The following is a 26335-nucleotide window of genomic DNA, read 5'->3' as shown; positions in this document are numbered from 1 at the left end:
AGCCGCCACGGCTGGCGCTCCCTTATGAGCAATGAAGTTGGTTCTGTCCCTGAGCAGGCAATGCAACACCACCGCGAGCTTGCGGGCCAGCGCCACGCGCGCCTTTCTGGGACCGGCCCGTTTGGCGACCGCCAACGCCCAGCGCTTCAGATCGGAACCTTTGACCGGTCGCGTCAGGATGACGTTGGCCGCCTCGTAGAGCGCGGTGCGCACGCTCCCATCGCCGATCTTCGAGATGCGACCGCTATGATCGGTCTCGCCCGATTGATATTTCTTCGGCGTCAATCCGAAGTGCGGCCCCACCGCGCGTGATGAGCGGAAGCGCTCCGGCGCATCGACGGCCGCCACAAACGTCAGCGCCACCAGGACACCAACGCCTGGCGTCGTCATCAACCGCTGTGCGTTGTTATCCTGGCGGGCGATGGCGCGCAGCTGGCGCTCAAGCCCTGCAAACTCATGCACAAGCGCGTCGCGCACCTTCAGCAGCGAAGCGGCGATCGCTTCCAAGGTCGAATGGCCTGCAATCAGCTCGCGGATGCGCCCCGCGTAAGTGCGCCGCGTCGTCGGCCCGACCTTGAGGCCGAAGCCGCGCAGGATGCCCCGGATGCTCATCTCGATGTCGTGAAGCTTGCCTTGAATGAGCTTGCGGGCGGTCAGCAGCGCACGCACCTCCTGGGCCGCAAGAGATTTGCAGTGGACCGGCCTGAACCAGCCAAGCCGCATCAACTGCGCAATGCCCCGAGCGTCCTTCTTGTCGGTCTTTACCGGCATTGTCTTGAAGGCTGCACGCACGTGGCGCGTCTCGATCAGCTCGACCGAGAGACCGGCTTTCACCATCCCGGCATGGAGCCACTGCGACAAGGGCCCGGCCTCCAGACCAATTCGCTCCATCGCAACGCCGTGCGCGCCGAACCAGGCGATCAGCGCAGCGGGCTCGCTGAGGATCTTTGCTTCCCGCACAATGCGGCCATCCGCATCCACCACGCACACACTTGAGTATTCCAGGGATACGTCTATGCCGGCATACTCTTTCATGGTCGTCTCTCCGTGCTGCTATGGAGCAGGCCACTCCTGACTCCGCGACACCATCATTGTGAGGGACGACCACCGGCCCTTCAAACCTGCCGGGCCGGGTCGGCCCGTTACACCATCTTGTTGGCCCGGAACGTGAACATCCTCGCAACAAGGCGCGCACAGAGCTCGTGAGATCTTAGCCAGCAGAGTGGTCGTTGAGCCGCGATCAGGCTGCTGATCGCCGGTGCGATCGGCTACCGGGTACGCACGGTCAATTTTCGAGCGGGTCAGTGAGAGCGCCCAGAAGGTCCCGACACCAAGCTTGAGGCCAATACCCTGAAGGTGACCAGCTACATGGCGCCGAGCCTGGCGTTGTTCCATTCGTCGTCCGGCGCCAACTGGCATGGGCTCTGATCCCCCAGCAAAGGGTCAACCCCGTGAATCTCCAGCAACTTTAGGACTTAACCGCGCAGCGTTGTTTGCTCTCACGAGGCTGCCGGTATAAAGTTGTGCCCATCGGCCAAGAACAAGTGCCGGAATCGCCCAGGGGAGGATTTCGATGCGCTACTTTCTAGCGTCTTTTTGTTTCATCGCACTCGTTATCGGCGCTGGTGAACCTGCCGGTGCCCAGACAGCCCAATCGAGCATAGAGGCGAACAATGCTGACTTCGTCGCCAAGTTTGCCGCTAAGGATGCGAAAGGCCTGGCTCAACACTATACCGAAGACGCAGTAGCGTTTCCTCCCAACGAGAACCGGGTCGCCGGCCGCGAAAGCGTTCAGAAGATGTGGCAGAGCTGGATTGATGCCGGATTGACCGATCTGACACTGAAAGCGGCGCAGGTCGAGGAGAGTGGCAATCTCGCGTATGAGGAGGGCACCTACTCTATCAAGATTCCCGGCAAGGACGGCAAGACCAGCGAGGAAATCGGCAAATACATTGTCGTATGGAAGAAGGGCGACGACGGCGAGTGGCGACTGCATCGGGATATCTGGAATACGAACCCTGCTAAGTAGGGTTCGTGCTCGCGTTGCCGCTCGGCTGCGGCATGCAAACGCTCCCTGCGCGCTACGTCAAAGCGATTTAGAGAGGCGCTGCGTCCAGCAGGTTAGAAAAGCGACAGTCTCAGCGTTTCACAAGGGCAGGGTCCGACCCACGCAGTCGCTCGGGCTCACCATCACTCTGGCGCAAGTTGGCGCTTTCTGCGCGTTCAGCTCGTCGCCAGCAATGTGAACTTCCGGGGATTGCCCACGGGACAGCGGCAACCCGACTGCAAATCCCTCGCCTTGAACGGGATCGAACCATCGACCTCGCGATAATCGGCGTGCTCAGGGAAACCGTAGGGGCCACGACGCGACAAGTGAGGCTGCTTCTACTCGTCGTCGAGCTCGCTGGGCCACTTCTGGGCGCCATGCAGGACACGCAGAATTCGAATTCTATCCGCCATTACCATGTAGGCGGCAATGTAGGGGGTCCGAGGGATAACAAGCTCTCGAGTTCCGGCAACCCGGCCAGGGCGGCCGCTTTCCGGAAAATCAAGCAGACGACGTACCGCGCTGACGATCTCCTCGTCGACGTGGACCGCCGCCCTCGGATTCTCCCTTTCGATGTAACTGAAGATGGTGTCGCGATCGTCAAGCGCATATCGCGCCCAGACGAGCCTCATCGATCACCCGCCGCAACCTTGCGCAAAGCTGCCGCCCGGCGCTCTCGAAAGTGCGCATCGGCGTCGGCATCGTCGACGTCGGGTCGGGTATCCTCGAGTGCCCGCAACACTTTGGCGCGGAACCAAGCGTCGTGCGCCTCGCTGTGACTGAAGAGTTCCAGCGGTAGGGCGCCCTCATTCGCCGTCCGAGTTAACAGGATTCGAACAGCGTCCGAGACCGTCAGACCCATGTTCTCTAAAACCGCCGTGGCGCGCTCTTTGACCTCGGCATCGATCCGGGTCTGAACAAGTGCATTTGAAGCCATGTGCAATCTCCTTCACGCCAATGTAATGCACATGCATGACAAATTCTAGAGCCGCAGCGACCGTCTCATGCCAAATTCACACGGACTCGGCCCAGCGACAGCGCCGTTCCTGGCTGGCGGAGGTACGGCTGTTCTCGAACCCGCGTTCAGCGATTGAAGATGGGTGCCTATTGATTCACAATGCCGCCGCCTACTAGGCTGTCATCCGTCCGCTCGCCACAATGGCACGTCTTTCCAAGCTCGGGCACCTCATGGCTAGGCGCCCACGAGCGAAATAACCCGACGCGGCTCGCCTTGGCCATTTCCAGCCGCCGCGTGGCGGACGCTCATGCACCTGGTACAACTGGGCGGCAATCTCGCGTAGCGACAAATCGCGATCAGCGATCGCAATCCCGGCGACCAACCTCGTCAGGTGATCCTCACGCCATTTGGTCGACGAACAACCTCGCGCCGGTCCGAAGTTACAGAGAGCCCGAATGCTACCGCTTCGCCACACAAAGACACAAAGTGAGGCAAACCAGTTAATGTGAGAACCAATGGGACTGCCAGCGAGACACCGCGGCCTACTTGCCGCCGGACAGCGGCATCACGGATTACGAACTGCTCACCCTCAGCGCATATGGCGCTCGGTGCGGACCGCAACGCAAACGATATCGTGACGCTGGCAAAATGAAGTAACGCAGGCCCGGCAGCTTGGCTGCCGGGTAGTTGACGTGGCGGTTAGTTCGCCTTGGGAGCGGCATAGACCTTGTCGATGAAACCGCTCTTGTCCAATTCAGCGACGAAACTCTCGTCGTAGAAATGGGCGGCATCATGACTGTCTAAAACAGGGTTGTGGTAGAGTTCCTTGACCAGGCGGATGCCATCGATGCCGGGATATGGTTTCTGTGGCGTGGTGCCCACTTGGGCATACATGTCGTCAACCTGCTCGGGGTCAGATACGCCATACCATTTGCCTAAGGCCGCCTCGACCACGCCGCGGTCTTTCTTCATCAACGCATAGGCTTCGATCATCGCCTTGAGGAAGTTCATCGTCTCCTCGCGGTGCTCGGCGAGCCAGGCGCGATCGACGTTCACGCCGGAACCTGCGATCGGGAAATTGTAGTCCTGCAGGTTGACCAGGTCCTTGGCGCCGTTCTGTTCGGCCATGGTGTAGTAGATCTCGCTGCCGATGAAGGCATCGACTTCACCACTCTTCAGCCGCGAGTAGTCCATGCCTTCTTCGACCAAGGTGATGTCCTGGTCGGGCGTCCAGCCCTGCTTACGCAGGAATTCAAGGGTCATCAGATGGCTTACCGCACCAAGGCTCGAGAAACCCAGACGTTTTCCTTTCAGGTCACCAGCCGAATTCAGTGCGCTATTGGCGATGATGTGAAAGCGCGCCTCGCTGTCAGTCGTCGCGACAATCACGCGGTCCACGCCCCGTTCGGGGTGGGCGGTCATCGAATAGATAAGCGGGCTGCCGCCGCCGATCGAAATCGGTGCCTTGTCGCCTTGTTCCTTGGTGCCGATGAATTCCGCCGGCACGGTAACGCCGCTTCGGCTGATGCGGTCCGCGGCCCCCTTGGTGATGAACTGGTGGATATTGAGCCCATACTTCTCATAAAGCCCGTTATCCCCGGCTACGAGGAAAGCAATTTTATTGAGTGAAACGTCGGTCAGCGACAAGTCGATCGGCTCGCCGTCTTGAGCGAGCGTCGGCATGGCAAATGTCAGGGCGGTCATAGCGGCCGCCATACAAAGCATGACTTTCATTGATTTTGTCTCCTCCTCACACAGGGAAAATCCCCCAACGCTGGCGAGGCTACACAGCACAACCTGGTGAGCAAGTCGCGTTCTGCGCTGGCTGCCAGCAATAAATTAGCTGACGCACGCATATCAAAAAATGCTGACTGAGCACCGACCGTCTAATTTCACCTTAGTTTGTCGGCGATTGAGCCGAGGTTTGCGACCGGTTGTGGAGGGATCGAAAACCGCAATATAAAAGCAAAAAAGATCGATCACTTTATCGCGAGAGTGGTTGTTCTTGGCACCGCCGCTTCGGACCGAAGAACTCCATCGACGAGAAGGCGGATTCCGATTGGGGACCGTTCCGCAGACGCGAGCTTCTAAAAGCTTGCGACCGCTTTGCGGCGATCACGCCCCAGCCGTAACGTTGCTGCTGTCAACGAGTCTGACGTCGCAAGCTATGGCGAAGCGCCACAGGCGTCGCCAGACGTGACGGCGGACGGGCAGCAAAGCGGAAATAGCGGAAAGGGCAGCAAGAGCGGAAACAGCGGCAAACTCAAACCCGGGCGTTCATGATCTCCAGGCGCCGTGCTTTACGGCATTGGTGGCCAGTTCATGGATCCCCATGGCGAATGCTTGCGTGGTTTCACGCGACAGGGTGACGTTTGGACCGTCAAGCTGACATTTTTTCCCTCATAGCCGCCCTGCGCTTCCAACTCCAAGCGCAGAACTTCAGCCATGAGGACATCGTGCGCAGGTGCGCGCATCAGCAGGTCCTGAGTCCTGGAGAGGGCGCCCAGGCGCGTTGCAAAGCTGTCGCGAAACTCATCAAGCGATCGGCTCTCATAGAGGCTGCGCTTTGGCCGCCTCCTGGATAACTTCCACCTCTGGCGCGAAGGCGAGGTTGAAGGTTGAAGTCATACCTCGATCACTACGACTACCCCATGCCGAAAGAGAGGTAAGCAGCCGAACAGTGACTTGCGAACTAGTGCGATGCTGCCCAACATCGTGGGAACTTCGCTCTCCTAGACACGTTTTATAGATGCTGTGTAGTTACTGTGCAGAATCCCCCACGGAGACAGTACGTACATGGCTTCGTCATGCATACTTCGCCCGCCTCACGGCGGGCGTCTTTTTTCGGCGATACCTTGTCAGGAGACCGCTTCATATTGCCTCGAAGATCGTCGCGTCCTCGGCGCGCTCTCGAATCCCTTGAATGACGTGCCGCAGCTTCCGTCATCCATTGGTCATGGTCGTTAATCACGGCATCGTGCCATGGCGATCGTCGTGACGGTGCTGGAATGCCTAACCCATACGCCGAGTAGTGTCAGTCGTCACCACAGAGCGCGTCGTTCCAGCCGCGCCACCGAACCAGGCAGCGACGGCGCCTATAACGAGCGAGAGGAAGCCGAGAATCGCCCCACTTGAAACAGCGGTAGCAGCCGCGTCGGCGGCTTCGGTCGCCTGCTGCTTGGCTCTCTCGACCGAGGCTCTGTAGCTTTCTTCGTACTGTTGGACCTGCGCGCGCGCTTGGTCCACCGGAATGTTCTGCGCCTTCGCGATGGCGTCAGCGGCGCGATTTCTGGCTTCTTCCGCTGTCGCTTCGTCGCCGGTGACGGCCGCCCGTACGGCTGCGACGGCAGCATCGCGAAGAGCTGCCGGATCATTGCCTCCGGTGACACTTCTGACCTGCCGCTCTATGTCTGCCATCGGGTCAGCGGACGTAGCGATTGCCGGCGCCGCGGCAGTAGTGACCGTGGCGGCAGTTTTGCCGACACCACCGATGACGCTGCTAAGACCGCTGAAGGCCCCGCCGACCAAGGCGCCGACCGAGGTCGTCAGCAGATAGAGAATGATCAATGTCGTGACCGCCCAACTGGTAAGCCCATGGTAACTCCCCGTTGTCGTACTGGGACGGCCGGAGACCCTGCTGGCGACATATCCGCCGACGAAGGCCGCGACAATACCAGAGATAACGAACCAGAGACCCCCGGCTATCGAAATTGTGCTCGGGTTCGGATTAGCGGACGTTGTCGGCTCAATCACCGCGGCTCCAATCCCGACGCCCAATAGATTCAGCAGAAATTGCACCGCAAGGGCAAGCGCCACGCCCGCAAATACAGCTCCCCAAGAGATTTCGTTGATGGCGGCATTGGCCGAAAGACCGGCGGCGTAATCGGTCTCGCGGGTTTGACGAACGGCGACGGGTTCGCTCATCGTAAAATCCTCCCTTGTGTTCACGCCGCCCATCCAAACCAAGGTCCCGTGAAACTGTTCCCTGGCAACGCCGTAGAGCGGAACCCGCCCGTGAAAAGCTGGTCCCGCGGGGGCGCACGTTCACCACCTGGAGGGCGTGACAGGGACATCAAACACCGTCGCATCATCCGCTCGCTTCCGTATCCTTTTGAATGACGGATGCCGCAATTTCCCGTCACCTGTCCAGGTGCGATACTCCACCTCGGCGACGAGCATCGGGCGCACGAATACAGCACCCTTGCGCCGCAGCGACACCGCCGGCTTGTCGGTCCTGATCTCGTCGAGCAGCTCGCGCAGCTTGATCGATTCCTGATAGCTCCAGCCCGTCCCGCAGCCTCCAACACGGACGAGGCCCTCGCCCTTTCGTGCCGCCAGCAGCAGCCGGCCGATCGCGCCCGGCACGGTCGACGGCTCATAGCCGACGATCACGAAGCTGTCGCGCTGCCGGCAAGTGATCTTCAGCCAGCCGCCACGACCGGAGCGGTAGGGTTTCTCCCTGTCTTTGGCGATGATGCCTTCCAGGCCGTGCGCGCAGGCAACCCGAAAGAACCGTCCGCCTGGACCTCCTTGGAAAGCCGGATTGCCCCTCACCGCCGGCGAGGAGCGGCTCCAATTGCCGGCGGCGCTCGCGAAGCGGTAACCGTCGCAGGTCGCGGCCGTCGAAATAAAGGAGGTCGAATGCGTAAAGAACGATCGCGCCCGCTTCATGCGACGACGGTAGGCGCCCAAGAGCACGCTGCCGCACTCCGAAATCTGAACGGCCCTTGTCGTCGAGCACGACGGCCTCGCCGTCGAAGATGGCCGTTTTCACAGCAAGCCGCCGCGCATCGTCGGCGATAGAGGGAACGCGCTCGGTCCAGTCATAGCCGCCGCGTGTGATGACGCGCACCCTCCCCGGCTCCACGTGAACCGCGAGGCGGTATCCGATGGGGTGGACGCCCCTCGACGGCCTCGAATGTGACAGTATCTGGAGGGTGTTCCTGCGAGGAGAATGGTTATGAACGAGATCGGCATCATCGGCTTAGACTTGGCAAAGCAAGTATTCCAGATCCATGGCGCGAGCCCCGATGGGAGGGTGGTTCTCCGCAAGAAGTAGGGGCGCGGCAGAATGCTCGAGTTTTTTGCCAAGCTTCCAAGCTGTATCGTCGCGATGGAAGCATGCGCCAGCGCGCATTACTGGGGACGAGAGATCGGCAAATTGGGACATGAGGTTCGACTGATCAACCCGTCCTATCTGAAGCCTTTCGTCAAGCGCCAGAAGAACGATGCCGCCGATGCCGAAGCCATCGCGGAAGCTGCCTCCCGTCCGACCATGCGCTTTGTCCCGATCAAGAGCGCTGAAAAAAAAGCAGGCCTCCTCGATGACGTTCAAGGTTCGCTACCTTTTGGTCCGACAGCGAACGCAAACGATCAACGCGTTGCGGGGGCATCTGATGGAATACGGCTTGGTCGTCGCGCAAGGGATGCGAAACGTTCCCCGCCTGCGGCAATTGATCGAAACGCATCCGGACCTGCCAGAGACCGCCAGAAGCCTGAGCTTCGGACTTTTGCAGCACATCGAATCTCTCACGGATAAGATCAACGCGGTGAGCAAGACTTGCGAGCCAGAGCGCGACAGGACGAGGTTGCCTCGCGCTTGACCACCATCCCAGGGATTGGTGCAATTTGCGCCACAGCAATGGAAGCCTTGGCACCATCGGCGGCGGCCTTTTCCAAGGGCCGTGATTTTGCGGCGTGGATCGGGCTCACGCCTAAACAGAACTCGTCCGGAGGCAAGGAGCGTCTGGGAAAGACATCGAAAATGGGCAGCGGGATCTGCGGCGGCTGCTCATCATTGGAGCCACGACCGTCGTCCGCTGGGCGAGGCGACGCGGCGCGCCGGCTGGTACCTGGCTGGCAAGAATGCTTCTGACGAAACCGCCAAAGCTGATTGCAGTCGCTCTGGCCAACAAACTGGCGCGTATCGCCTGGGCTCTCATGGCCCGCGGGGGCGTCTACGAAGCTGCGGCCACTGGCCCTGCCTGACGCAGCAGCCAGAAGTCGCGAGACGTCGGGAATGTGGTGAGGTCTAACGGAGGATTATGGGCAATCGGTCAGAGAACGGGATCGGATAAACCAGCAGTGGGATGAGTGCTCAGAAGCGCGCGTAGCCGATTGGGATCCGATCCACGAACTCCATAAAGGCCCGCGGCGTCTCGATCTCGCCGTTGGAGGCAGCCGCCGTCGGAACAAAAAGATAGCCTCAGTGTTTTAGGGCTCCCACGACAGGAGGAACGCACGTGACTGAAGCCCGCGACAATTTCATAGCCTGGCTGCGCGACGCGCACGCAATGGAAGAACAGGCCGTCACCATGCTCACCGCTGAGGCCGGCCGCCTTGATGACTATCCGGAACTCAAAGCCAAGGTCGAAACCCACCTTGAGGAAACGAGAGAGCATGCCCGTAAACTGGAGATATGCCTTGATCGCCTTGGTGACGACTCATCCTCGATCAAGGACGTAGCGGGTAAGGCCACAGCGATGGCGCAGGGGCTGAGCGGCATGTTTGCCAGTGACGAAGTAGTGAAGGGCTCGCTGGCAAGCTACACGTTCGAACATATGGAGATTGCCAGCTACCGCATATTGATAGCGGCGGCGGAGGAGATCGGAGATATGCAGACAAAGTCGGTTTGCGAAGAGATCCTCCAGGAGGAAACAGCGATGGCTGACTGGCTGGCAACGCATATAGGAGGTGTCACGCGGCAGTTTCTGACGCGTAGCGAAGCCACGAGATAGCTTTGACGGGCCGCCTCGACCATCCGAGATTTTCATCGGAACGATCGGTCCGCACATCCTGCCATATAAAAGCTGACCGGCCCAAGCAGGTCAGAAAGACCATCGCAGATCTGGCAGATCTGGCACCAAAGCGGTTCACTAAAGCAAAAGGCTCGGCGGGTCTTGGCCTGCCGAGCCCGGTTACTGCCATCGCTTTGCTCGGGACATCGGCCGTGGGACTTCATACCAAAGGAGATGTCACTGGTGGCGATATTCGCCTCCCGGTGGATCACCACCTGATGGCTGCGCTACTTCTTCGCAAGGTAGCCCATCACCTTCTCACGGCTCGGCCCGGCTTCACGGATCGCCTCGAGCGCCTTCTGCCGTGTCACTTTGGCCGTCTTAACGATGTACGCCACCTCATGCTCCTGGGTGGAAACACGCGATCGGTCGCGGCCTTTCTTCTTCGGATCGTCTGCCATTTCCTTCCTCCGACTTTATTGATGAAGGATAGGACCCGGTTCGTCCGCGGCAAGATCTCGAAGGCTCGTGGGCTCGCGATGGCGATCGCGGCGGTAAACGCCCGGAGCAACGATCACTCCGTTATGAAATGGTCTCCCGACTGGCTCTTGTTTGCCCGTTCGCTTCCGCTTCGAGCTGCTCGACTGCCGCCTCGATATGCTCTGGCTGTTCGTGCTCGAGCCCGACTACCCCGTTCCGGGTCTCACGCAGTGACACAATGATCTCGTCCAGCTTGGCGTGAATTGCCGCCGTGTCGCGATAGCCTTGGATCAAAACAACGCTGGTGATCACTATTGCCGCCACTGACAGAGCATAAGTGACGACGCCCGTGAGCCCGAAAGGCACCAATGCTGTGCTGACAACCATTGCCAGAATCACGAAATAGAAGCCGGGAGGGCGAGAAAGAAAATCAGCCATTCCAAAAAGAAAATGATTCACTATCAGTTCTCCCGCAAAAGCGTTGCTCTCAATAACGCGCCAATGCCAGATCTGGTTCGGCTGGGTGTTCGCGTCGCGACTGCGCGCCAAGCGCGGTGGCCGCTATGTCCGTTGATGATGCCATAGAACTGGTCACAGCTTCCTGAAGCCGTCGAATGGCCGGCAGCGGCCCTCAGTCCCTCCGACGGGCGCACTCTCATCTGGATGCAGACGTCCGCCAAGAACCGCATTGACATTATCGAGAACGGGAACATATCAGAAACACCGACGGCGCAGTGCGGTCGCTCCTCCACGACATGCGGGATATCGGCAACCTCAACCGAGGAGGGAATAGGCATGTCTGAAGAACCCAAACCCAAATACCAATGGCGGCATGGCCAGACGTCCCGAAACACTTTTCCGGGTGCGACGGCAGCCGACATATCGCACATCCGCTGGTACCACATGGGATGGTGGAATTGGTACATGACCTGGAATTGGGCAAAAAACGCCAACACCTGGATGCCACCGAACGGCCAGGCCGATTCCGCAAGGGCGGCGGCGCTCGAAGCGAAGGCATGCTACGATGCCGTCCTCAGGTGTGAATGGCCGATCATCTTGCTAACAGAACAATCCGGGCGGCTTGAAGATTATCCTGAGCTCAGGGCCCGGATCGCTGCTCATGTGCAGCCAAAGTGCGACCACGTCGCTATGCTTGAGCTATGCCTCCAGCAGCTTGACGCCTCCACCGCCAAGGATGTCCCCAGTCGGGATATGGCCGTTCGAAAAAGATTCAGCGCGCCGGTCAGCCCCCTAGGTAGATTAGCGATAAAGAAAAAGCACAGGGGCGAAATGCCGCGTGAAGCATCCTCATGTAGGCTGCTTTGCGGCTGCGTCAGCCTCTGTGAACTGTTTCGCAGTTTCGAGCTGCGTTCGCAAAAGCCGGACAGGGATTCCGCTAAGTCGCGGACATTCGTTTCACTAAGTCGCGGACAGTTTGGTGGCGGTGGTCCTCGGGTGCCTGGTTGTCTTCATGAGTGATTGATTTCGTCGTTTTCGCCGCCGGTCAAGAGCGGGGGCGCTTTTTGCTTTCGCATGCTGTCGCCCCGGAGGGTGATGCGGTGGGCGTTGTGAACGATCCTATCGAGAATGGCGTCGGCGACGGTGGGGTCTGCGATCAGGTCATGCCATCTGGCCACCGGAACCTGGGCGGTGATCAGGGTGGATTTGCGCCGATAGCGTTCCTCGATGATTTCGGACAGATGGAAGCGCTATTGGTCGGTGAGGTTGTGGGTTCCAAAGTCGTCGAGAATGAGCAATTGCACGCGCGTGAGCTTGTCGGTGAGGCGGGGGTAGCGGCCATTAAGGCGGGCGAGCGCTAGGTCCTCGAAGAGCCGTGGGTCAGGCGCAGGATCGTCCGGATGTCTCTCACGCTCGTTCGTCTCGCTTGCTTCCGTCTTGGCATGGCGCCTCTCAATGTCTTCGTGAGACGCCACATTGCCAAAACGGCGCAGCCGAGAACCGGCCGTAAAATCCGCCCCGGAAACTGTCCGGGATTTAGCGGAATCGCCATCCGCGAGTTACTGAAATCGGTGTCCGGGACTTACTGAAACACGCAGCAAGATTAGGTCGCCGCCATCGGTCGTGTCGCCGCTATGGCGCTCGGCAATCTAACGCTTTTAGAGATGGCCAAGCAGGTGCGGTCGATGCTGGAGAGCGTTGTCGATGCCGGTCACCCGTAGACTGCCTCGCGCACGGAGGCGGCGACGCCATCAACGCCCGTGCTGACCTGCGCGGAGCGAGGCGGAATCAGCATCGCTCCGGAAGTAACGCGAGGCCGCCTCCGTGCCGGCGGCCTTCATCCATGATGGCGAAGACGTTCCTGAATTGCCGTTCGACTGTTGATTTATCCCGGTAGGATAAGCGCATGAGCCTTACGACCGCCTTCATTGCCGAGCTAATCAGTGCCGCCAACGAAGCGGACAGGCTGACCACGTTCGAGATCAAAGGGCTGCTCAATCGGTCGATCGCCGATACGCGACATGCGCGAGGAGAACGGGATCTCGGGCAGCAACCGGACGAAGAATGTCGTTGTCGATCTGCAGGTTGCCGCGGCGCGCCGATAGCCTAAAGTCAGAGACGCACTCTTGTATGCGGCCGACCCATAAGAACGTTGAAGGTTGTGTTGGAAAGAGGGGCTAGCGGGTGGAGCCCCTTCCTGCCGGAACCGCCAAGCTCCCGACGCCGTTCTTTCTTCCGAAGGAGATGCTCAATGGCAACGAAAGACACCAATGCAAAGCCTGAGCAGGCGAAGCCGAAAGACGTCCGTCAACCTGCGGATCGCAAGAAGCATCCGGACGAGGAGTCGATTGCACCACCGACGGTCCAGCCTCCCGGCGCTAAGGACACGAGCGAAAAGCCGAAAGTTAATCCGGTTACCGGTGGGCCGATGTAGTCCGCGCGAGCGCACAATGCCTCAGATCGCGATAGCATAACTCGAAGGTGTGTTCGTCGCCCAATCTCCTGCGTGATTGCGCTCAACGTCCTCGGCCGTGGGGCATACATAAACTCCGCTATGTTGCGGTCTCCCGACCGACACCATGCTTTACGGCATTGGTGGTCAGTTCATGATGGTGTAAGGACGATCGACAAAGAGCCGCCGAACGCTGCCGGCGACAAGAACAACCCGTCCTGACTGCAGGAGACGATCAGAACCTCGCTCGCGCGAAGCCGTTGTCGTAGCAGATATATCGAAGGACGAACCATGAGAGTGCTTGTGGTAGGCGCTTCCGGCCTGATCGGCTCAGCGGTATGCGCAATGCTCTCCGAACGCGGCATGAAAATCGTGCGCGTAATTCGGCCTGGCTCTGCGCTGGCGGCTGGAGCAGGTGGGAATGTCGTCGAACTCGATGTTGCACAGGCCGGCGAGCCGGCAGCCTGGCTACCTCATTTGTCAGGGATTGCAGCGGTGGTGTACTGCGCAGGCACACTACAAGACGGTCCCGGCGAGAATACGTCCGGCGTTCACGAACGCGGCCCGGCGGCTCTATTTAGAGCCTGTGAACAGGCAGGTGTGCACCGCGTAATCCACTTCTCTGCGATGGGAGTCGAAAAGGAACAGCCCTCGTCCTTTTCGCAGACGAAGCTCGAAGGCGACAAGGAATTGATGGCACGAGATCTGGACTGGGTCATCCTGCGCCCCTCGGTGGTGCTCGGTCCCGGCGCCTATGGAGCCAGTGCCCTCTTCAGGGGGTTGGCGGCTTTGCCAGTCTTGCCACTCATGCCGAACACCGGGCTGCTTCAGGTCGTGCGCCTGGAAGATGTGGTGCAAACGGTCGAAATATTCCTCAGTCCGGATGCTCCCAAGCGCCTCGTGCTGGAACTCGCCGGTCCGGAGGTCCTGTCCTTTGAGGACGTTGTAGGCACCTACCGGCGTTGGTTTGGTTGGCCGCCTGCTCGAGTAATCAGGGTGCCTCACCTTCTGGCCGAGCTCATCTATGGGTTTAGCGACTTCGCCGGAGCTCTGGGCTGGCGTCCGCCGACGAGAAGTACGGCGCAAAAAGAGATTGCGCGCGGGGCCGTTGGCAATAATCGGCTCTGGCTCGAGACAACGCAAATTCAGCCACTGGCATTGTCCGAAGCACTCGCGAGAACGCCGGTGCATGTCCAGGAACGTTGGTTCGCGAAGCTCTACCTCTTGAAACCCATCATCTTCGTTATCCTGTCGCTGTTCTGGGCCAGTACAGGCATTGTCTCCCTTACCTCCGGATACGGCATCGGCGTCGATCTGATGCGACGGACCGGAGCCGGTATGCTATCAGAGCCGAGCGTCGTTGCCGGGGCGCTCGCGGACATCATTGTAGGGCTCGCGATCGCCATTCGTAGAACCAGCCGGATCGGACTCTATGGAGCGGTCGGCTTGTCGGTCTTTTACGCGCTCGCTGGAACGGTCCTGCTCCCCGAGTTGTGGAATGAACCGCTTGGACCCCTCACGAAAATCTTCCCGATCCTGGCGCTGCACTTCGCCGCCCTGGCGATCCTCAAGGAGCGGTGATGCTTTATTTCTTGCTCAAGTATCTGCACCTCATCGGTGCCTCAGTCCTGCTGGGCACGGGTGCCGGTATCGCGTTCTTCATGCTGCTCGCCCATCGCACCGGCCGCGCAGAGGTCATTGCTGCCGTTGCCCGCATCGTCGTTGTGGCCGACTTCCTCTTCACAGCAACCGCCGTCATCGTGCAACCGATCACGGGCGTCGCCCTTGCCTGGCATGTCGGCTACGCCTTGACGGAGGGATGGATTCTGCTTTCGCTGCTTTTGTATGTCGTGACGGGCGCGTTCTGGTTGCCGGTTGTCTGGATGCAGATGCAAATGCGCCGGCTCGCGGAAACGGCGCACAAAGGCAACGAACCCTTGCCAAAACGCTATCACCAGCTTTTCCGCTTGTGGTTCGCCTTCGGCTTTCCGGCGTTTGGGGCGGTTCTCGCGATTTTCTGGCTCATGATAACGCGACCGGCGATCACCTTGGGATAGCGAACTCTTGGCCTCACATCCTTTGGAACATTCCTTACGCCGGAAAGTTTGGGGGACTTCATTCATCGTCAAGCACCGGTTCCGACGCAGGAGGACAGTGTCATGCCCAAGATCTCGACGCTGACGGTGGTCGGTGCTGCGGCACTCGGAGCCGTAGTCTATAGCTTGGAGGCCAATTCGGACCCCTTGCCGCCCGATCTCACCTACCGGCCGCTCGCCACACTGCCGTTTTCGCAGGTGAAGGAGATCGATGAGGCGCAGAAGTCAGCCGTGATGCAGAGGCAGCTCGACACGCTGAACCGGCGTTACGATCTCTCGAACCGTCCCGAGGAAGGCGCAATGATGTCGGGAGGCACCCGGCCCGTCCAGTCTGGCGTCAGAGTGAAGTTGCCCGACGGGGTGAGCTGGGATTCTCTTGCGTCGATGACGCCCCAGGAAATCCGCGAGAAGAGATTGCTGCCGGAGGGCTTCATGCCTCTACCGCATGTGAAGCAGGCAACCGGCGGTCAGGTCTTTCCGAACCGGCAGATCGAAGAGATCAACAGACAGGAGGCGCGCGACCTCCGCCGCTTCGACGTTGATTTCGATCTTCCCGATCATATGACACCGGAGTTCCCGCCGCCTATCTTCCTGACCACGCATCCCGAGCTCGGTGACGTTTCGCGGGGTCAGTTGCTGACGATCAAGAACCACTACGAGCTCTTGAACGGGATCATCACCCCTGTGCAGATGGAGGGGCTGAGATTGCTGCTCACACCTTTCCCGCAAGAGGAATTCAACCAGACCGAAGATCGGAAGGTGGCAGGGCAAAGTCTTGGAGTCGCCTGCCTTGATTGCCATGCCAATTTCAGCACCAACGGTGCGTTCCACTTGACGCCGGACATCCGGCCGCAGGCTTCCCGCTTCCGCCTGGACACGACAAGTCTGCGCGGCATGTTCAACCAGCAAATTCACGGTTCAAAACGGTCGCTGCGGTCGGTGGAGGATTTCACTGAGTTCGAGCAGCGCACCGCGTATTTCAATGGCGATCACGTCAGCGCAACGCGCAAGGGGGCCAACTTACCTGATAGGACCAACCAAGTTGCGATGATGGCGCAGATGCAAAACATTATTAATTTTCCGCCGGCTCCCAAGCTGGACATGTTCGGACGCCTCGATCGGGCACGTGCCACCGATCGGGAACTCGAAGGTGAAAAGGTCTTTCTCGGGAAGGGTAGATGCGCGGATTGCCACATCCCGCAGACGTCATTCATGGACAACAACATGCATGACCTCAAACTGGAGCGCTTCTACGACGTTGGCCGGACCATCAACGATTTCGTCGCCATACCGGACGGACCGATCAAGACCTTCACGCTTCGCGGTATCAAAGACACGCCGCCATATCTGCACGACGGTCGCCTTATGACGTTGGCGGACACGGTGGAGTTCTTCAACCTCGTGCTTGGCGTGAAGCTGAGCCAGCAGGAAAAAGACGCACTGGTGGCCTATTTGCTGACGCTCTAGCCGAGCCGAGGAGGAGATGATGTCCCGCTTTGCAGGTTGTTACCTTGCTACCGCCCTTCTCGCCGTGCCCGCCGCCGCCCAGATCGGCAACCCGGCGGGGCTGGATGCCGATACGCGGATGGCTAAGCCCGGCGTTCCGGCGCTCCACCAGACGAACAACCAGGATCGCTTGTTCGCCCGGCTGGCGGCAGCAGGCGGAATGGCAGAGGTCGAGCTCGGGAAACTGGCGGCCGGCAAGACCGAGACCGAAGCTGTCAAGGAGTTCGCAAACCGCATGGTCACCGATCATGGCACCGCGAACGACCGGCTCAAGCAGCTCGCGGAAGCGTCGAAGATGCCCCTGCCCGAGAAGCTGGACGCCGAGCACGCCGCGATCAGGAAAAGACTGCAGTCGCTCAATGGCAAGGCGTTCGACCTCGCCTATATCAAGGCCCAGATCGTCGACCACCAAAAGGCGTCGCACCTCCTGCAGTGGGAGATATCCTCCGGCGAGGACGCTGAGCTGCAGAGATACGCCGCAGAGATCCTGCCTCGCGTCTTGCTGCATCTTGAAATGGCCCGGAACATACATGACGAGCTTGCCGGTGTCGTGACCCAGTAGTTGTTACTCCACGCTGGTCGGTACGTCAGCCCGCTCATAGGTCACTGTGGCGTCGGAAAGTCGGCCGCACGAGTGCGGGTGACGCCTTTAAAGCCGAAGCGAGCCACGCCGCATGCCAAGGCCCCTCCCCTTGACCAGAGATTCTCGTCCGCTCGCCTCGACGTTGCACTTCCGGCGAAATCGTTCCGCCTAGTGCCAGACCGAGCGCCATCGCAATAAACGTCGCCCGATCGACCGCTTCGAAATGGCCGTCTCCCATCCAGGGGTCAACCGCTTTGGCACGAAGCCATAGTCAATCAAGGCCGCGGTTGCGGCGATTAGCGCGGCTTTCGGGTCACAATCGATGGAGCCCTCGAATGGCCGGCCGCCAGCCATACTTGAAAAGGTACAGCCCAGAAAATGGCGGACACGTGATGCGTGCAGTAGCCGAACAGCGTGTGCCTCGCGTCTGCGGACCTGACACTCCCGGCAGCGTCGCCATACATCCAGTGACTGGTCGCATTCGTCGGCTGGAAGATGCTCTTCCCTTCCGATCTTGCAAGCAATGCCAGCGCGACGGTTGTCACTATACTGGTCAGCGTGCCGGTTACGACCGCCGCCAGTGCCGTTTCCTGCCAGCTTGGACGCTGCCGCAGCAGCAGCGTCGCCCGGCTGACGCCGTGTTTGCCGCCCGGACCGGCACGGGAGGTCCGCAGTTTATCGCGCATTCTTTCATCTCCGTAAGGCTCACCCAATCTTTGAGCGGCCGTGAAGTTCCCCCGGTCCGCCGCGTCCGGACCTTGCGTCAGGGCGCACAGTGAACATCCGCGACGAGATCTGATTGTTTTGGAACGTGCTCGGTGGGAGTGCAATCAATCATCACTGGGGTTGGCTCAGCGGTCCAGCGGGCAGCCGTGCACGGCGGTGAACCCCGAAATGGTGCTGATTGGAGGGGATCGCACCTGCGTGGGACAGGCTCGTCTTGTTCTGTCGGAGCTCCCGGCGGCCTACCCCCGGTGCTGATGCGGTTTGTCGGTATGCCGGCCGCCGTACTGTTCGTCCAGTTCGTGAATCAGAGCCTCTCCCTTCTCTTCGTCGACTAGCCTGAGAAGCTCGTCTACTTTCGCCTCCACCCGATCGGAGCCCTCCTTGGATTGCGGAGAGCCGACGAACAGCAAGAAAGCCAAACCACCGACCTGCCAGAGCAACTGCAGGAATTCCGACTGCCAATTTTCGAGCGTATCGCGCGACATCTCTATGAGGTAACCGCTGGTATCTGCCGGCTGACCAAGGGCGGTCTGCTCGTCGACATAAGCAAACCAGCCGAATATCCAGTGGCCGACGATGGTCAGAATAAAGAAGGCTAGCGTAATCCACGCGTAACTGTACGACCGCCAGATCGAGTGCGATTTTGGCTCGCTCATCGATAAGGTTCCCTTTCCGCTCTCAAACGTCGTCTTCGGCCTGGAGCCGCAAGAATATGACTGTGAACCGGTGAAACCGTAATAGATCGAACGTTGCCGGAACGGCTTTGTTCCTTCGGTGGCGCTCGTGGCCGGAAACGCGTGAGCGGACGCGGCCTGCTCCGCCGGATCGTCCTCGCCGTCGAGGATGGCGTTTCCACAGCAAAGCCGCCGCGCATCGTCAGCGGTCGAGGTGAACGGTCACTCCAGTCATGCCGCCGCGCGTGATGATAGTGTTCCGGCCGGGCTCAATGTGAACTGTAAGGTTGTAGCTGTCCCACTTCACGTCGGAAACACAATCCTGCCAAGAGCCCTTTCGCGGCGGAACATTGCGGCGGCGCAGCGATTGGGGGGAGGTTCCGGAGCCAACAGAATGCCCGCTTCTCCGCATCGGCAATCTTGGCCCGGTGTTGTTCATCGCTTGAACTTAGGTTTGTTCATGAAGATCGCCCAGATTGCGCCGCTGTTCGAAAGCGTCCCGCCGAAGCTCTACGGCGGAGCCGAGCGGGTCGTCCACCATTTGACGGAAGAGCTCGTTCGACAAGGGCACGAGGTCACACTGTTCGCGAGCGGCGACTCGATGACATCGGCGAAGCTCATATCTTGCTCGAGAACGGCGTTGAGGTTGAACCCTGCCATCCAGGATCCGATCCCCTATCACGTGATGATGATTGAACAGGTGCGCCGGCTAGCGAAGAGTTTCAATATCCTGCACTTTCACATTGACCTACTGCACTTCCCGGTCGTTCGCAGCTTCGCCCACAAGACGCTGACAACGCTGCATGGGCGGCTCGATCTCCCCGACCTCAAGCCGTTCTACGACGTCTTCCCCGATGTCCCGCTGGTTTCGATCTCGGACGACCAGCGAAAACCTATGCCGCCGGTCAACTGGGTCGGCACGGTGCACCACGGACTGCCACCGGACGTCCTGCCGTTCAACAGTCATCCGAAGGGCAATTATCTCGCCTTTCTTGGCCGCGTCTCACCCGAAAAGCGGCCCGACCGCGCGATCGAAATCGCTGATCGGGTCAATCTGCCGCTCAGGATCGCCGCCAAGATCGACAAGGTAGACGAGCACTATTGGCGCAGTGAAGTCGAACCGCTGGTGCAACGGTCTGCGAATGCCGAATTCATCGGAGAGATTAACGAGCAGCAGAAGGCTGAATTTCTCGGAAATGCGCGCGCTCTTCTCTTCCCGATCGACTGGCCGGAACCCTTCGGCCTGGTGATGATCGAAGCTATGGCCTGCGGCACGCCGGTGATCGCCTTCCGCTGCGGCTCCGTGCCGGAAATCATCGATGACGGCGTTTCAGGCTTCGTCATCGACAGCATGGAGGAAGCGGTGAAGGCGGTCCAAAGCCTCGACCGCATCGATCGCCGCGCTGTTCGGGCGACCTTCGAGGAGCGCTTCACTGCGCAGCGCATGGCAAGCGACTATCTCGAAATCTATCGCGGCCTGGCGGGCGGACGTCAAAAGGTCATGTCGATTCCCGCTATCAGCGACAGCGGGTTTGGCAGTGATTTGACCGAGGTCGTCTGATGTAACGGAGACCGAACCTATGGCAGCCGATATCTATGGGGGACCGGCGGAAGCCGGTCCAGGCGAAATAATTGCCGACAATCTCGTGCCTGCAGCAGTCTCGCGGTACGAGCGGAGCTCGAGATCTTTAAAGCACGGCGACACCTTCGCCGTGTTCGACTATCTCGGTGATGCGTTCTCCTCTCCGGCCAACCCAGAGGGAATCTTCCACCGCGACACACGCCATCTCTCGCAATTCTTACTGTCGTTGAACGGCGCTCGGCCACTGTTGCTGAGTTCTACCTTGCGGGACGATAACGCCACGCTCGACTGTGATCTCACCAATCCGCGTCTGGTGCTTGGTGACGGCGAGGTGTTGATGCACGACCTCATTCATGCGCGGCGCACCCGCTTTCTGTGGCAGGAGGCATGCTACGAGCGCCTCATGCTTCGCAATTACGATGACGTGCCGAGGACGCTCAAGGTCGAGATAGTGTTCGCCGCCGATTTCGCCGACCTCTTCGAAGTGCGCGGCACGCCGCGCCAGCGCCGCGGCATGCATCATAGTCCGCTGGTCGGCAACGATCGGGTCTTGTTGGCCTATGACGGCCTCGACGGTCGGACCCGCAGCACGCTCCTCCGTTTCGACCCGCAGCCGAATGCCCTCTCCGGAGGCGAGGCGAGCTTCGTCGTCGAACTGGCGCCTCACCAGGCGCAATCAATCTTCATCGAGATCATCTGCAATGCCCGCCAGGAGCACCGGAACCCTCCGGCCCTCACCTTTTTTCTCGCGCTTCGCGATGCAAGGCGGGCGCTACGCTATTCGTCCTCGCGCGCCACCGCTATCGTCACCTCCAATGCGGCCTTCAACGAAGCCATCAGGCGCAGCGTCGCCGATCTCTACATGTTGATCACGGAGACACCCGAAGGTCCTTACCCTTACGCTGGCATCCCTTGGTTCAGCACGGCCTTCGGCCGCGATGCTCTCATCACCGCGCTGGAGACGCTGTGGCTGGATCCCGAAATCGCCAAAGGCGTGCTCAACCATCTCGCGGCCAATCAGGCAACCCAGTTCGATCCTACCGCCGATGCGGAGCCGGGGAAGATCCTACATGAGATGCGCTATGGCGAAATGGCGGAGCTGGGCGAGGTGCCCTTCCGGCGCTATTACGGCAGCATCGATTCGACACCGCTCTTCATCATGCTCGCCGGCGCCTACCTCGATCGCACCGACGATCTGCAGACGGCCCGGAAGCTCTGGCCACACGTGGTGGCGGCACTCGACTGGATTGAACGTTACGGCGATCGCGACTCGGACGGCTTCGTCGAGTACGGAAGCCGGAGCGCGAAGGGCTTGGTCAATCAAGGCTGGAAAGACAGCCACGATTCGATCTTTCATTCCGACGGGAGATTGGCCGAGGGGCCGATCGCGCTTGCCGAGGTACAAGCTTATGTCTTCGGCGCCTGGCAGGCGGCCGCTCGCCTGTCGCGGAAGCTCGGCCATGTCGACGATGGGTTGCGGTTTGAACGACGAGCGGAAGATATCCGCACCCGCTTCGACGATGCTTTCTTTGACGAGCAACTTGCAACCTATGTGCTGGCCCTCGACGGCGAGAAGAAGCCCTGCCGCGTCCGCTCCTCCAACGCCGGACATGCACTTTTCACCGGTATCGCGCTGCCGGAACGCGCCGACAAAGTCGTCTCGACACTGATGGCGCAATCTTCCTTCTGCGGCTGGGGTGTGCGCACGATTGCCACCTCGGAGGCGCGCTACAATCCGATGAGCTACCACAACGGCTCCGTCTGGCCCCACGACAACGCGCTGATTGCGTCGGGTTTCGTGCGTTATGGCTTCCGTGCCGAAGCGGCCAGCCTCTTCGAGGGGCTGTTTTCGGCATCGACCTACATCGACCTCAGACGTCTGCCCGAACTCTTCTGCGGCTTCCCACGCCGGCGTGCCCGTGGTCCGACGTTCTATCCGGTTTCCTGCATACCTCAGGCCTGGGCGGCAGCGGCGCCGCTTTATCTGCTTCAGTCAATGATCGGCCTCGGCTTCGATCCCGCTAAGGGGCATGTCACGTTGAACGAGCCGACGCTGCCGCGCTTTCTCGACGAGGTCGTGCTGCGACGCCTGCGGACCGGTTCAGGACTCGTCGACATCGCGCTGCGCCGCTCCAGATCCCAGGTCGTCGTCGACGTTCTTGAACGGTCGGGACGAGTGAGAGTAGCGACCACACACTAGGCGTACAGCGCCTCCTCGCATGTTCAACAAGGTTGCTGCCTCCCCGGATACGCCGACTGCAGGTCGAAGAGCGGCTCCTGCGGCGGCGCCGCACGGTGGCCCCTCTCGTGCGGGTCGCGGCCGCTCATCCTCGCGAGGTACGGCGCCCTATAGGCGGGCTTCGTTCGATTTCGGACATGGAGCGTTCCTCATCGATACCGAGCGTGTTCACGTCTTCGCCGACGGTCCGTTAAAACCTGCCGCACCGCGCCGCTGAGGCGAAAACACCCGGTATATCCGGCTCGATGGACATGGAGGAGGCGCGTGCAGCGCTCCGGCTATGTCGAGGTTCGCGACAATAACGCGACCTGGCGATCTCGCGCGCTTGGCGGGATGCTGGCCTCAACGATGTCATCGACATGATCACCATTCGCATGGACTTCGCCAGCTTCGAAGATTTCTGGACGCCTAGCTGTGGAGCCTCAACAGGTTGTCCTCGGTCAGGCCGAGTCTACTGATAGGCGGTTTGGATTGTAGGCTGCCATGCGGACGATGCCAATTGTAGCGGTGGAGCCAGACCGGCAGGTCGGCGGCCCGCTGCTGCGAGGTTTCGTAGGCCTTGGCATAGGCCCATTCGCGCAGAGCGGTCTGGACCAGGCGTTCGGCCTTGCCATTTGTCTTGGGCGTATAGGGCTTGGTGCGGATGTGCTTGATGGTGAGCCGCCGCAGCGCCTTGGCGTATCGATGGGAACGGAAGCTTGTGCCGTTGTCGGTCATGACGCGATGGACCTTGACGCCATGGGCTTTGAAGAAGCGCAAGGCATTGAAGAGAAAGCGCAGGCAGGAGCGCCGCGTCTCGTCGGTAATATTTCCGAATAGGCCAGGCGCGAGTGGTCGTCGATGGCCAGATGCAGGTATTCCCAGCCGATGCCGCGGCTGTTGCTCTGTCGCGTGCGGTCGCCGGTGATGCGATGGCCGGTGCGGTTGAATTTGCCGAGTTTCTTGATGTCGATATGGATGAGCTCGCCGGGCGTGTCGCGTTCGTAGCGGCGCACCGGCTCAGCCGGCGCCAAGGCGTTGAGCTTGGTCAAGCCAAGGCGCTTGAGGACGCGGCTGACCGTGGCGGGCGAGACACCGGCCTCCTTGGCGATGTGTCGGCCAGACATGCGCAGGCGGCGCAACGCCTCGATCCGGGCGCTGGTCTCCTGTGGCGTCGGTCGATGCAGCCGATGCGGCCGGGAACTGCGGTCCTTGAGGCCGGCCTCGCCCTCCCGACGATAGCGCCCCACCCATTTGTGAACCGTCTTCACGCAGATCGCAAAAGCCGCGGCAACCGCCGCCGGCCGCTGTCGTTCGATGAGCACGCGGTGCGCGATTACCGCTCGACTGCGCGGCGTGAGGCGGGCATTCTTATGGATGTCCATTCGGTCTCCCGAGAATCACTGAAGCTTCGACAACCTCAGCTTTCCCCGCCGGGACCGAATGGACAACCTATTGGAAGCTCACACCTAGGGAAGGCAAAGAGGGGTTTCGCCGAATATGTCGGCACACTCTGGAAGGAAGAAAGGCGCGAGCTTCGATGCACTCAGGTTGGCTTACCTACACGGCGAATGCGACGGCGCGCGCTCGCGCGCTTTATGGCATTCGCCCCTACGGCTTTCGGCGTTCTTTCCGGTACGCTGAAAGCCTGTCTGGCGGCGACCCTTCATCGCGCAAATTCCAGTGTTCCAGTCGATATATTATGCGATTTTCTCAGCCCAGAACGTGAACGTCATCCCAACAAGGGCGCACAGGGCTCGTGAAGAACGGCTCGCTTCGACCCAGAGCGGACGCTTGGGCACCAGCAAGAGTTGCCACCACGACGCCCATCGGCTGGCGGCCGTGAGCCGAGCTTATCAAGCATGCGATTGGCGGCGCTCGACACCCTTTGCCGCAAAGTGTCATCGACCTCATCCGCCATCAGAAACTCCGACAGTCGCTTGGCAGCTTCTGCGTCCCTTGGATCGGCGCTGATGCCAATGGCGAAGTCGATGTAACTTTGCAGTTCCGCGGGAAATCGGCCGACGAGCATGACATCGGGTGCGGCGGCGAGAATCGAAGTCACGGGAACGACCCCCAATTCGGCTTCCCCGCGGGCTACAGCCAGCGCTGTCTGCCCTCCCGTTCTGCCCACCAGCTTAGGCTTCACCTCGTCCGCTATCCCCAGGCGCTCCAGCAACCCGGAGAAGTAGCCGCCGCTGGTTCCGTCAGCGGCATAGGCGATTGATCTGGCGCTCTTCAATGCGTGTTCGAACGCTTCCACGGACGCTATGTCGAGCGGTGGACTGCCTGCCTTGGCTGCCACGCCCATTGCTATCCGGCCAAACGCAACCTGACTCCCCCACCTTCACCTTTCCCAAGGCGGTCAGATGCTGAACCATATGTGGATTGATGATGACGACGTCAAAAGGCTCACCGGCCTCAATCTGCTTCTTTACTGTCGGATTGGGTTCGAACTTGGCCGCAACAGTATATCCTGTCGCTGTTTCGAACGGAGATATGAGAGCAAGGACGGCGGGCCGGACAGCAACAGCGCCAAAAAGTCGGATTTCCTGATCCAAGGCCTAACCTGAAATCGGTCAAAATGACTTCGCCTATCATATCTCGTGCAGCGACATGCTGTGAATGCGGAAGCTGGTTCGCAGATCGGCAGAAGTCAGGTTCGTGAGTCTGTTGCGCACCGGCGCGGCCGTCAATCTGCCGACCAACGCTTCGACTATCTTGCCCGTCACCTCATCCTGAACGGCGAAGATGTCCTCCAAGCCACGGTCGAACCGTTCGGCCCAAAGGTGGTCCCCTCCAATCGCATCGATCAACTGGGCGTTTATACGCACACGCACCGCCGCCCGCGGAGCGCCGCGGTGACCGGGCACAGGGGTGCCGTTCACACGTCGGACGAACGCCCGGTCAGGGCCGCTTGCCAAAAACACGCCTATTCGCGATCCGGAAAACGAAATCGGCGAAACAAGCCAAAGCTTCTCCGATACGCCTCCCACTCGGCATCGGCAGCGGTCTTGCCGATATCCCGCAGAAGATGCTCGCTCTGTCGGTGCCATAGGACAACCGGATTGAGGGCAGCAATCCATAGATCATGCAGGCGCGTCCACCACCAGGGCCTCTCGGCTCCCTTGCGCATCTCCTCTTCGCCTTTACGGATGAAACTCATTGCACTACCCTCCAACCTCGACGTGCGGCGTCGTCCGCAACGATCCTCCGTCCCCGTCAAAAGGGTGTGAGGCCGCGTGTGATGGATTCGTAAAAAGATGGCTTTAGCGCTTGGCATAAAGGCAGACGCCGGAGCCGTCCCACCAGACGATCTTCACTCTATCCGCTCGTTTGGCCCGGAAGACGTAAAGCGCACCGTTGAACGGATCACTGCCGGCGTCACGCACCAGCGACAGCAAGCTGTCCGGGCCCTTGCGGAAATCGACCGGATGACTGGCGAGGAACACCTTCACGCCGGAGGGGATCATGCCGAACGCACCGCCCGGATCACCCGCTGCAAGTGCGCCTCACTGACGTCAGCGCGAGCACGCACGATCACCTCGCCGATGACAACCTCGATCACCGCTTCGCCAGCATACGCCGCGACTACCTCGCGACGCGCCGGTTCCGTGGAAACCTTTCGAGCATCTAAGACCGCACGACGCCAGCCAAAGAGCTGCGACGGGTGAATGCCGAGCCGATGCGCGATCGCCGAGACGCTCGCGCCTGACTCCAATGCCTCCGCCACCGCCCGTGCCTTGAACTCATCCGACCAGCGCCGGCGAAGCTGCCGCGGCGCACCCTCAAGGCGGTCGGCAACAGCTTCGATCAT

23 protein-coding genes and 8 pseudogenes are annotated in these 26335 nt (G+C 60.2%); 12 read left to right on the top strand and 19 right to left on the bottom strand.

Going from position 1 to position 26335, the window contains the following annotated elements:
• Nucleotides 1-1035, bottom strand: a 1035-nt coding sequence (locus tag GHK62_RS22895) for an IS110 family RNA-guided transposase (protein WP_153439716.1), incomplete at its 3' end; no start/stop codon positions are given.
• A 538-nt stretch (nucleotides 1036-1573) separates the two neighbouring features.
• On the opposite strand from GHK62_RS22895, the gene GHK62_RS22890 reads away from it, so the two are divergent.
• On the top strand, nucleotides 1574-2029 hold the full coding sequence (locus tag GHK62_RS22890; protein WP_153441354.1) for a YybH family protein: 456 nt from the start codon (nucleotides 1574-1576) through the stop codon (nucleotides 2027-2029).
• Between the two features lie 356 nt (nucleotides 2030-2385).
• Here the strand turns inward: GHK62_RS22890 and GHK62_RS22885 are convergent, their stop codons facing one another.
• From GHK62_RS22885 to ligD, 7 genes and pseudogenes are all read right to left on the bottom strand, one after another.
• Nucleotides 2386-2679, bottom strand: coding sequence for a type II toxin-antitoxin system RelE/ParE family toxin (locus GHK62_RS22885; RefSeq protein WP_153441353.1), 294 nt, complete (start codon nucleotides 2677-2679; stop codon nucleotides 2386-2388).
• A complete protein-coding gene (locus GHK62_RS22880; RefSeq protein ID WP_153441352.1) occupies nucleotides 2676-2984 on the bottom strand; it encodes a type II toxin-antitoxin system RelB/DinJ family antitoxin in 309 nt (102 codons plus the stop codon). Before GHK62_RS22880 ends, GHK62_RS22885 begins: the two co-directional genes overlap by 4 nt.
• 193 nt (nucleotides 2985-3177) lie before the next feature.
• A pseudogene (locus GHK62_RS34440) lies at nucleotides 3178-3405 on the bottom strand (hypothetical protein); the annotation flags it as partial.
• 299 nt (nucleotides 3406-3704) lie between these two features.
• Nucleotides 3705-4739 carry an ABC transporter substrate-binding protein gene (locus tag GHK62_RS22870; protein WP_153441351.1) on the bottom strand — a complete coding sequence of 345 codons (1035 nt, stop codon included), beginning with the start codon at nucleotides 4737-4739 and terminating at the stop codon, nucleotides 3705-3707.
• Nucleotides 4740-5305: 566 nt separating this feature from the next.
• On the bottom strand, nucleotides 5306-5512 hold the full coding sequence (locus tag GHK62_RS22865) for a hypothetical protein (protein WP_234887011.1): 207 nt from the start codon (nucleotides 5510-5512) through the stop codon (nucleotides 5306-5308).
• Between the two features lie 505 nt (nucleotides 5513-6017).
• The gene (locus GHK62_RS22860) at nucleotides 6018-6929 is read right to left on the bottom strand and encodes a PhnA-like protein (protein WP_153441350.1); all 912 of its coding nucleotides are present in this window, start codon (nucleotides 6927-6929) and stop codon (nucleotides 6018-6020) included.
• A 120-nt stretch (nucleotides 6930-7049) separates the two neighbouring features.
• Nucleotides 7050-7893: pseudogene (ligD, locus tag GHK62_RS22855) on the bottom strand (non-homologous end-joining DNA ligase); the annotation flags it as partial.
• 72 nt (nucleotides 7894-7965) lie between these two features.
• Here ligD and GHK62_RS22850 point away from each other — a divergent pair.
• Nucleotides 7966-8993, top strand: a pseudogene (locus GHK62_RS22850) (IS110 family RNA-guided transposase).
• 254 nt (nucleotides 8994-9247) lie between these two features.
• Nucleotides 9248-9742: a ferritin-like domain-containing protein gene (locus GHK62_RS22845; RefSeq protein WP_184108491.1), complete on the top strand. Its 495-nt coding sequence runs from the start codon at nucleotides 9248-9250 to the stop codon at nucleotides 9740-9742.
• A 287-nt stretch (nucleotides 9743-10029) separates the two neighbouring features.
• On the opposite strand, the gene GHK62_RS22840 is transcribed toward GHK62_RS22845, so the two are convergent.
• Together GHK62_RS22840 and GHK62_RS22835 are read right to left on the bottom strand one after the other, a co-directional pair.
• Nucleotides 10030-10203 carry a DUF3606 domain-containing protein gene (locus GHK62_RS22840; RefSeq protein WP_153441349.1) on the bottom strand — a complete coding sequence of 58 codons (174 nt, stop codon included), beginning with the start codon at nucleotides 10201-10203 and terminating at the stop codon, nucleotides 10030-10032.
• Between the two features lie 121 nt (nucleotides 10204-10324).
• Nucleotides 10325-10681 carry a low affinity iron permease family protein gene (locus GHK62_RS22835; RefSeq protein WP_184108490.1) on the bottom strand — a complete coding sequence of 119 codons (357 nt, stop codon included), beginning with the start codon at nucleotides 10679-10681 and terminating at the stop codon, nucleotides 10325-10327.
• A 336-nt stretch (nucleotides 10682-11017) separates the two neighbouring features.
• Between GHK62_RS22835 and GHK62_RS34435 the strand changes: the two genes are divergently transcribed.
• Nucleotides 11018-11701 (top strand): ferritin-like domain-containing protein, encoded by a 684-nt coding sequence (locus GHK62_RS34435; protein ID WP_234887007.1) that lies wholly within the window; start codon nucleotides 11018-11020, stop codon nucleotides 11699-11701.
• Here the strand turns inward: GHK62_RS34435 and GHK62_RS22825 are convergent.
• Nucleotides 11692-12060: pseudogene (locus GHK62_RS22825) on the bottom strand (ATP-binding protein); the annotation flags it as partial. The gene GHK62_RS34435 and the pseudogene GHK62_RS22825 overlap by 10 nt on opposite strands.
• Before the next feature lie 527 nt (nucleotides 12061-12587).
• Between GHK62_RS22825 and GHK62_RS22820 the strand changes: the two are divergent.
• From GHK62_RS22820 to GHK62_RS22795, 6 genes and pseudogenes are all read left to right on the top strand, one after another.
• Nucleotides 12588-12851, top strand: a pseudogene (locus GHK62_RS22820) (hypothetical protein); the annotation flags it as partial.
• Nucleotides 12852-12932: 81 nt separating this feature from the next.
• Nucleotides 12933-13115 carry a hypothetical protein gene (locus tag GHK62_RS22815; protein WP_153441348.1) on the top strand — a complete coding sequence of 61 codons (183 nt, stop codon included), beginning with the start codon at nucleotides 12933-12935 and terminating at the stop codon, nucleotides 13113-13115.
• A 309-nt stretch (nucleotides 13116-13424) separates the two neighbouring features.
• Nucleotides 13425-14714 carry an SDR family oxidoreductase gene (locus GHK62_RS22810; RefSeq protein WP_153441347.1) on the top strand — a complete coding sequence of 430 codons (1290 nt, stop codon included), beginning with the start codon at nucleotides 13425-13427 and terminating at the stop codon, nucleotides 14712-14714.
• Nucleotides 14714-15190: a DUF2269 family protein gene (locus tag GHK62_RS22805; RefSeq protein ID WP_153441346.1), complete on the top strand. Its 477-nt coding sequence runs from the start codon at nucleotides 14714-14716 to the stop codon at nucleotides 15188-15190. Before GHK62_RS22810 ends, GHK62_RS22805 begins: the two co-directional genes overlap by 1 nt.
• Nucleotides 15191-15292: 102 nt before the next feature.
• On the top strand, nucleotides 15293-16696 hold the full coding sequence (locus tag GHK62_RS22800; RefSeq protein ID WP_153441345.1) for a cytochrome B6: 1404 nt from the start codon (nucleotides 15293-15295) through the stop codon (nucleotides 16694-16696).
• 19 nt (nucleotides 16697-16715) lie between these two features.
• Entirely contained in the window at nucleotides 16716-17297 is a 582-nt protein-coding gene (locus tag GHK62_RS22795) for a DUF4142 domain-containing protein (protein WP_153441344.1), read from the top strand.
• A 317-nt stretch (nucleotides 17298-17614) separates the two neighbouring features.
• Here the strand turns inward: GHK62_RS22795 and GHK62_RS22790 are convergent, their stop codons facing one another.
• Together GHK62_RS22790 and GHK62_RS22785 are read right to left on the bottom strand one after the other, a co-directional pair.
• Entirely contained in the window at nucleotides 17615-18004 is a 390-nt protein-coding gene (locus tag GHK62_RS22790; protein ID WP_184108489.1) for a hypothetical protein, read from the bottom strand.
• A gap of 279 nt (nucleotides 18005-18283) precedes the next feature.
• The gene (locus GHK62_RS22785; RefSeq protein ID WP_153441343.1) at nucleotides 18284-18700 is read right to left on the bottom strand and encodes a DUF6766 family protein; all 417 of its coding nucleotides are present in this window, start codon (nucleotides 18698-18700) and stop codon (nucleotides 18284-18286) included.
• Between the two features lie 478 nt (nucleotides 18701-19178).
• On the opposite strand from GHK62_RS22785, the gene GHK62_RS22780 reads away from it, so the two are divergent.
• Both GHK62_RS22780 and GHK62_RS22775 read left to right on the top strand, forming a co-directional pair.
• Nucleotides 19179-20279: a glycosyltransferase family 4 protein gene (locus GHK62_RS22780; protein WP_153441342.1), complete on the top strand. Its 1101-nt coding sequence runs from the start codon at nucleotides 19179-19181 to the stop codon at nucleotides 20277-20279.
• Between the two features lie 19 nt (nucleotides 20280-20298).
• Nucleotides 20299-22500 (top strand): amylo-alpha-1,6-glucosidase, encoded by a 2202-nt coding sequence (locus GHK62_RS22775; RefSeq protein ID WP_153441341.1) that lies wholly within the window; start codon nucleotides 20299-20301, stop codon nucleotides 22498-22500.
• A gap of 447 nt (nucleotides 22501-22947) precedes the next feature.
• On the opposite strand, the pseudogene GHK62_RS22770 reads toward GHK62_RS22775, so the two are convergent.
• The 6 genes and pseudogenes from GHK62_RS22770 to GHK62_RS22745 form a co-directional block, all read right to left on the bottom strand.
• Nucleotides 22948-23903, bottom strand: a pseudogene (locus GHK62_RS22770) (IS481 family transposase).
• Nucleotides 23904-24374: 471 nt separating this feature from the next.
• Nucleotides 24375-25079 (bottom strand): annotated as a pseudogene (locus tag GHK62_RS22765) (molybdate ABC transporter substrate-binding protein).
• 81 nt (nucleotides 25080-25160) lie between these two features.
• Nucleotides 25161-25373: pseudogene (locus GHK62_RS22760) on the bottom strand (adenylate cyclase); the annotation flags it as partial.
• Nucleotides 25374-25450: 77 nt separating this feature from the next.
• Nucleotides 25451-25684, bottom strand: coding sequence for a hypothetical protein (locus GHK62_RS22755; RefSeq protein ID WP_153441340.1), 234 nt, complete (start codon nucleotides 25682-25684; stop codon nucleotides 25451-25453).
• Between the two features lie 103 nt (nucleotides 25685-25787).
• Entirely contained in the window at nucleotides 25788-25991 is a 204-nt protein-coding gene (gene tnpB / locus GHK62_RS22750) for an IS66 family insertion sequence element accessory protein TnpB (protein ID WP_153441339.1), read from the bottom strand.
• The gene (locus tag GHK62_RS22745) at nucleotides 25988-26335 is read right to left on the bottom strand and encodes a transposase (RefSeq protein WP_234887005.1); all 348 of its coding nucleotides are present in this window, start codon (nucleotides 26333-26335) and stop codon (nucleotides 25988-25990) included. Before GHK62_RS22745 ends, tnpB begins: the two co-directional genes overlap by 4 nt.

This window comes from Sinorhizobium terangae (genome assembly GCF_009601505.1).
Lineage (GTDB): Bacteria > Pseudomonadota > Alphaproteobacteria > Rhizobiales > Rhizobiaceae > Sinorhizobium > Sinorhizobium terangae.
This window is presented reverse-complemented; position numbering and strand designations above follow the sequence as displayed.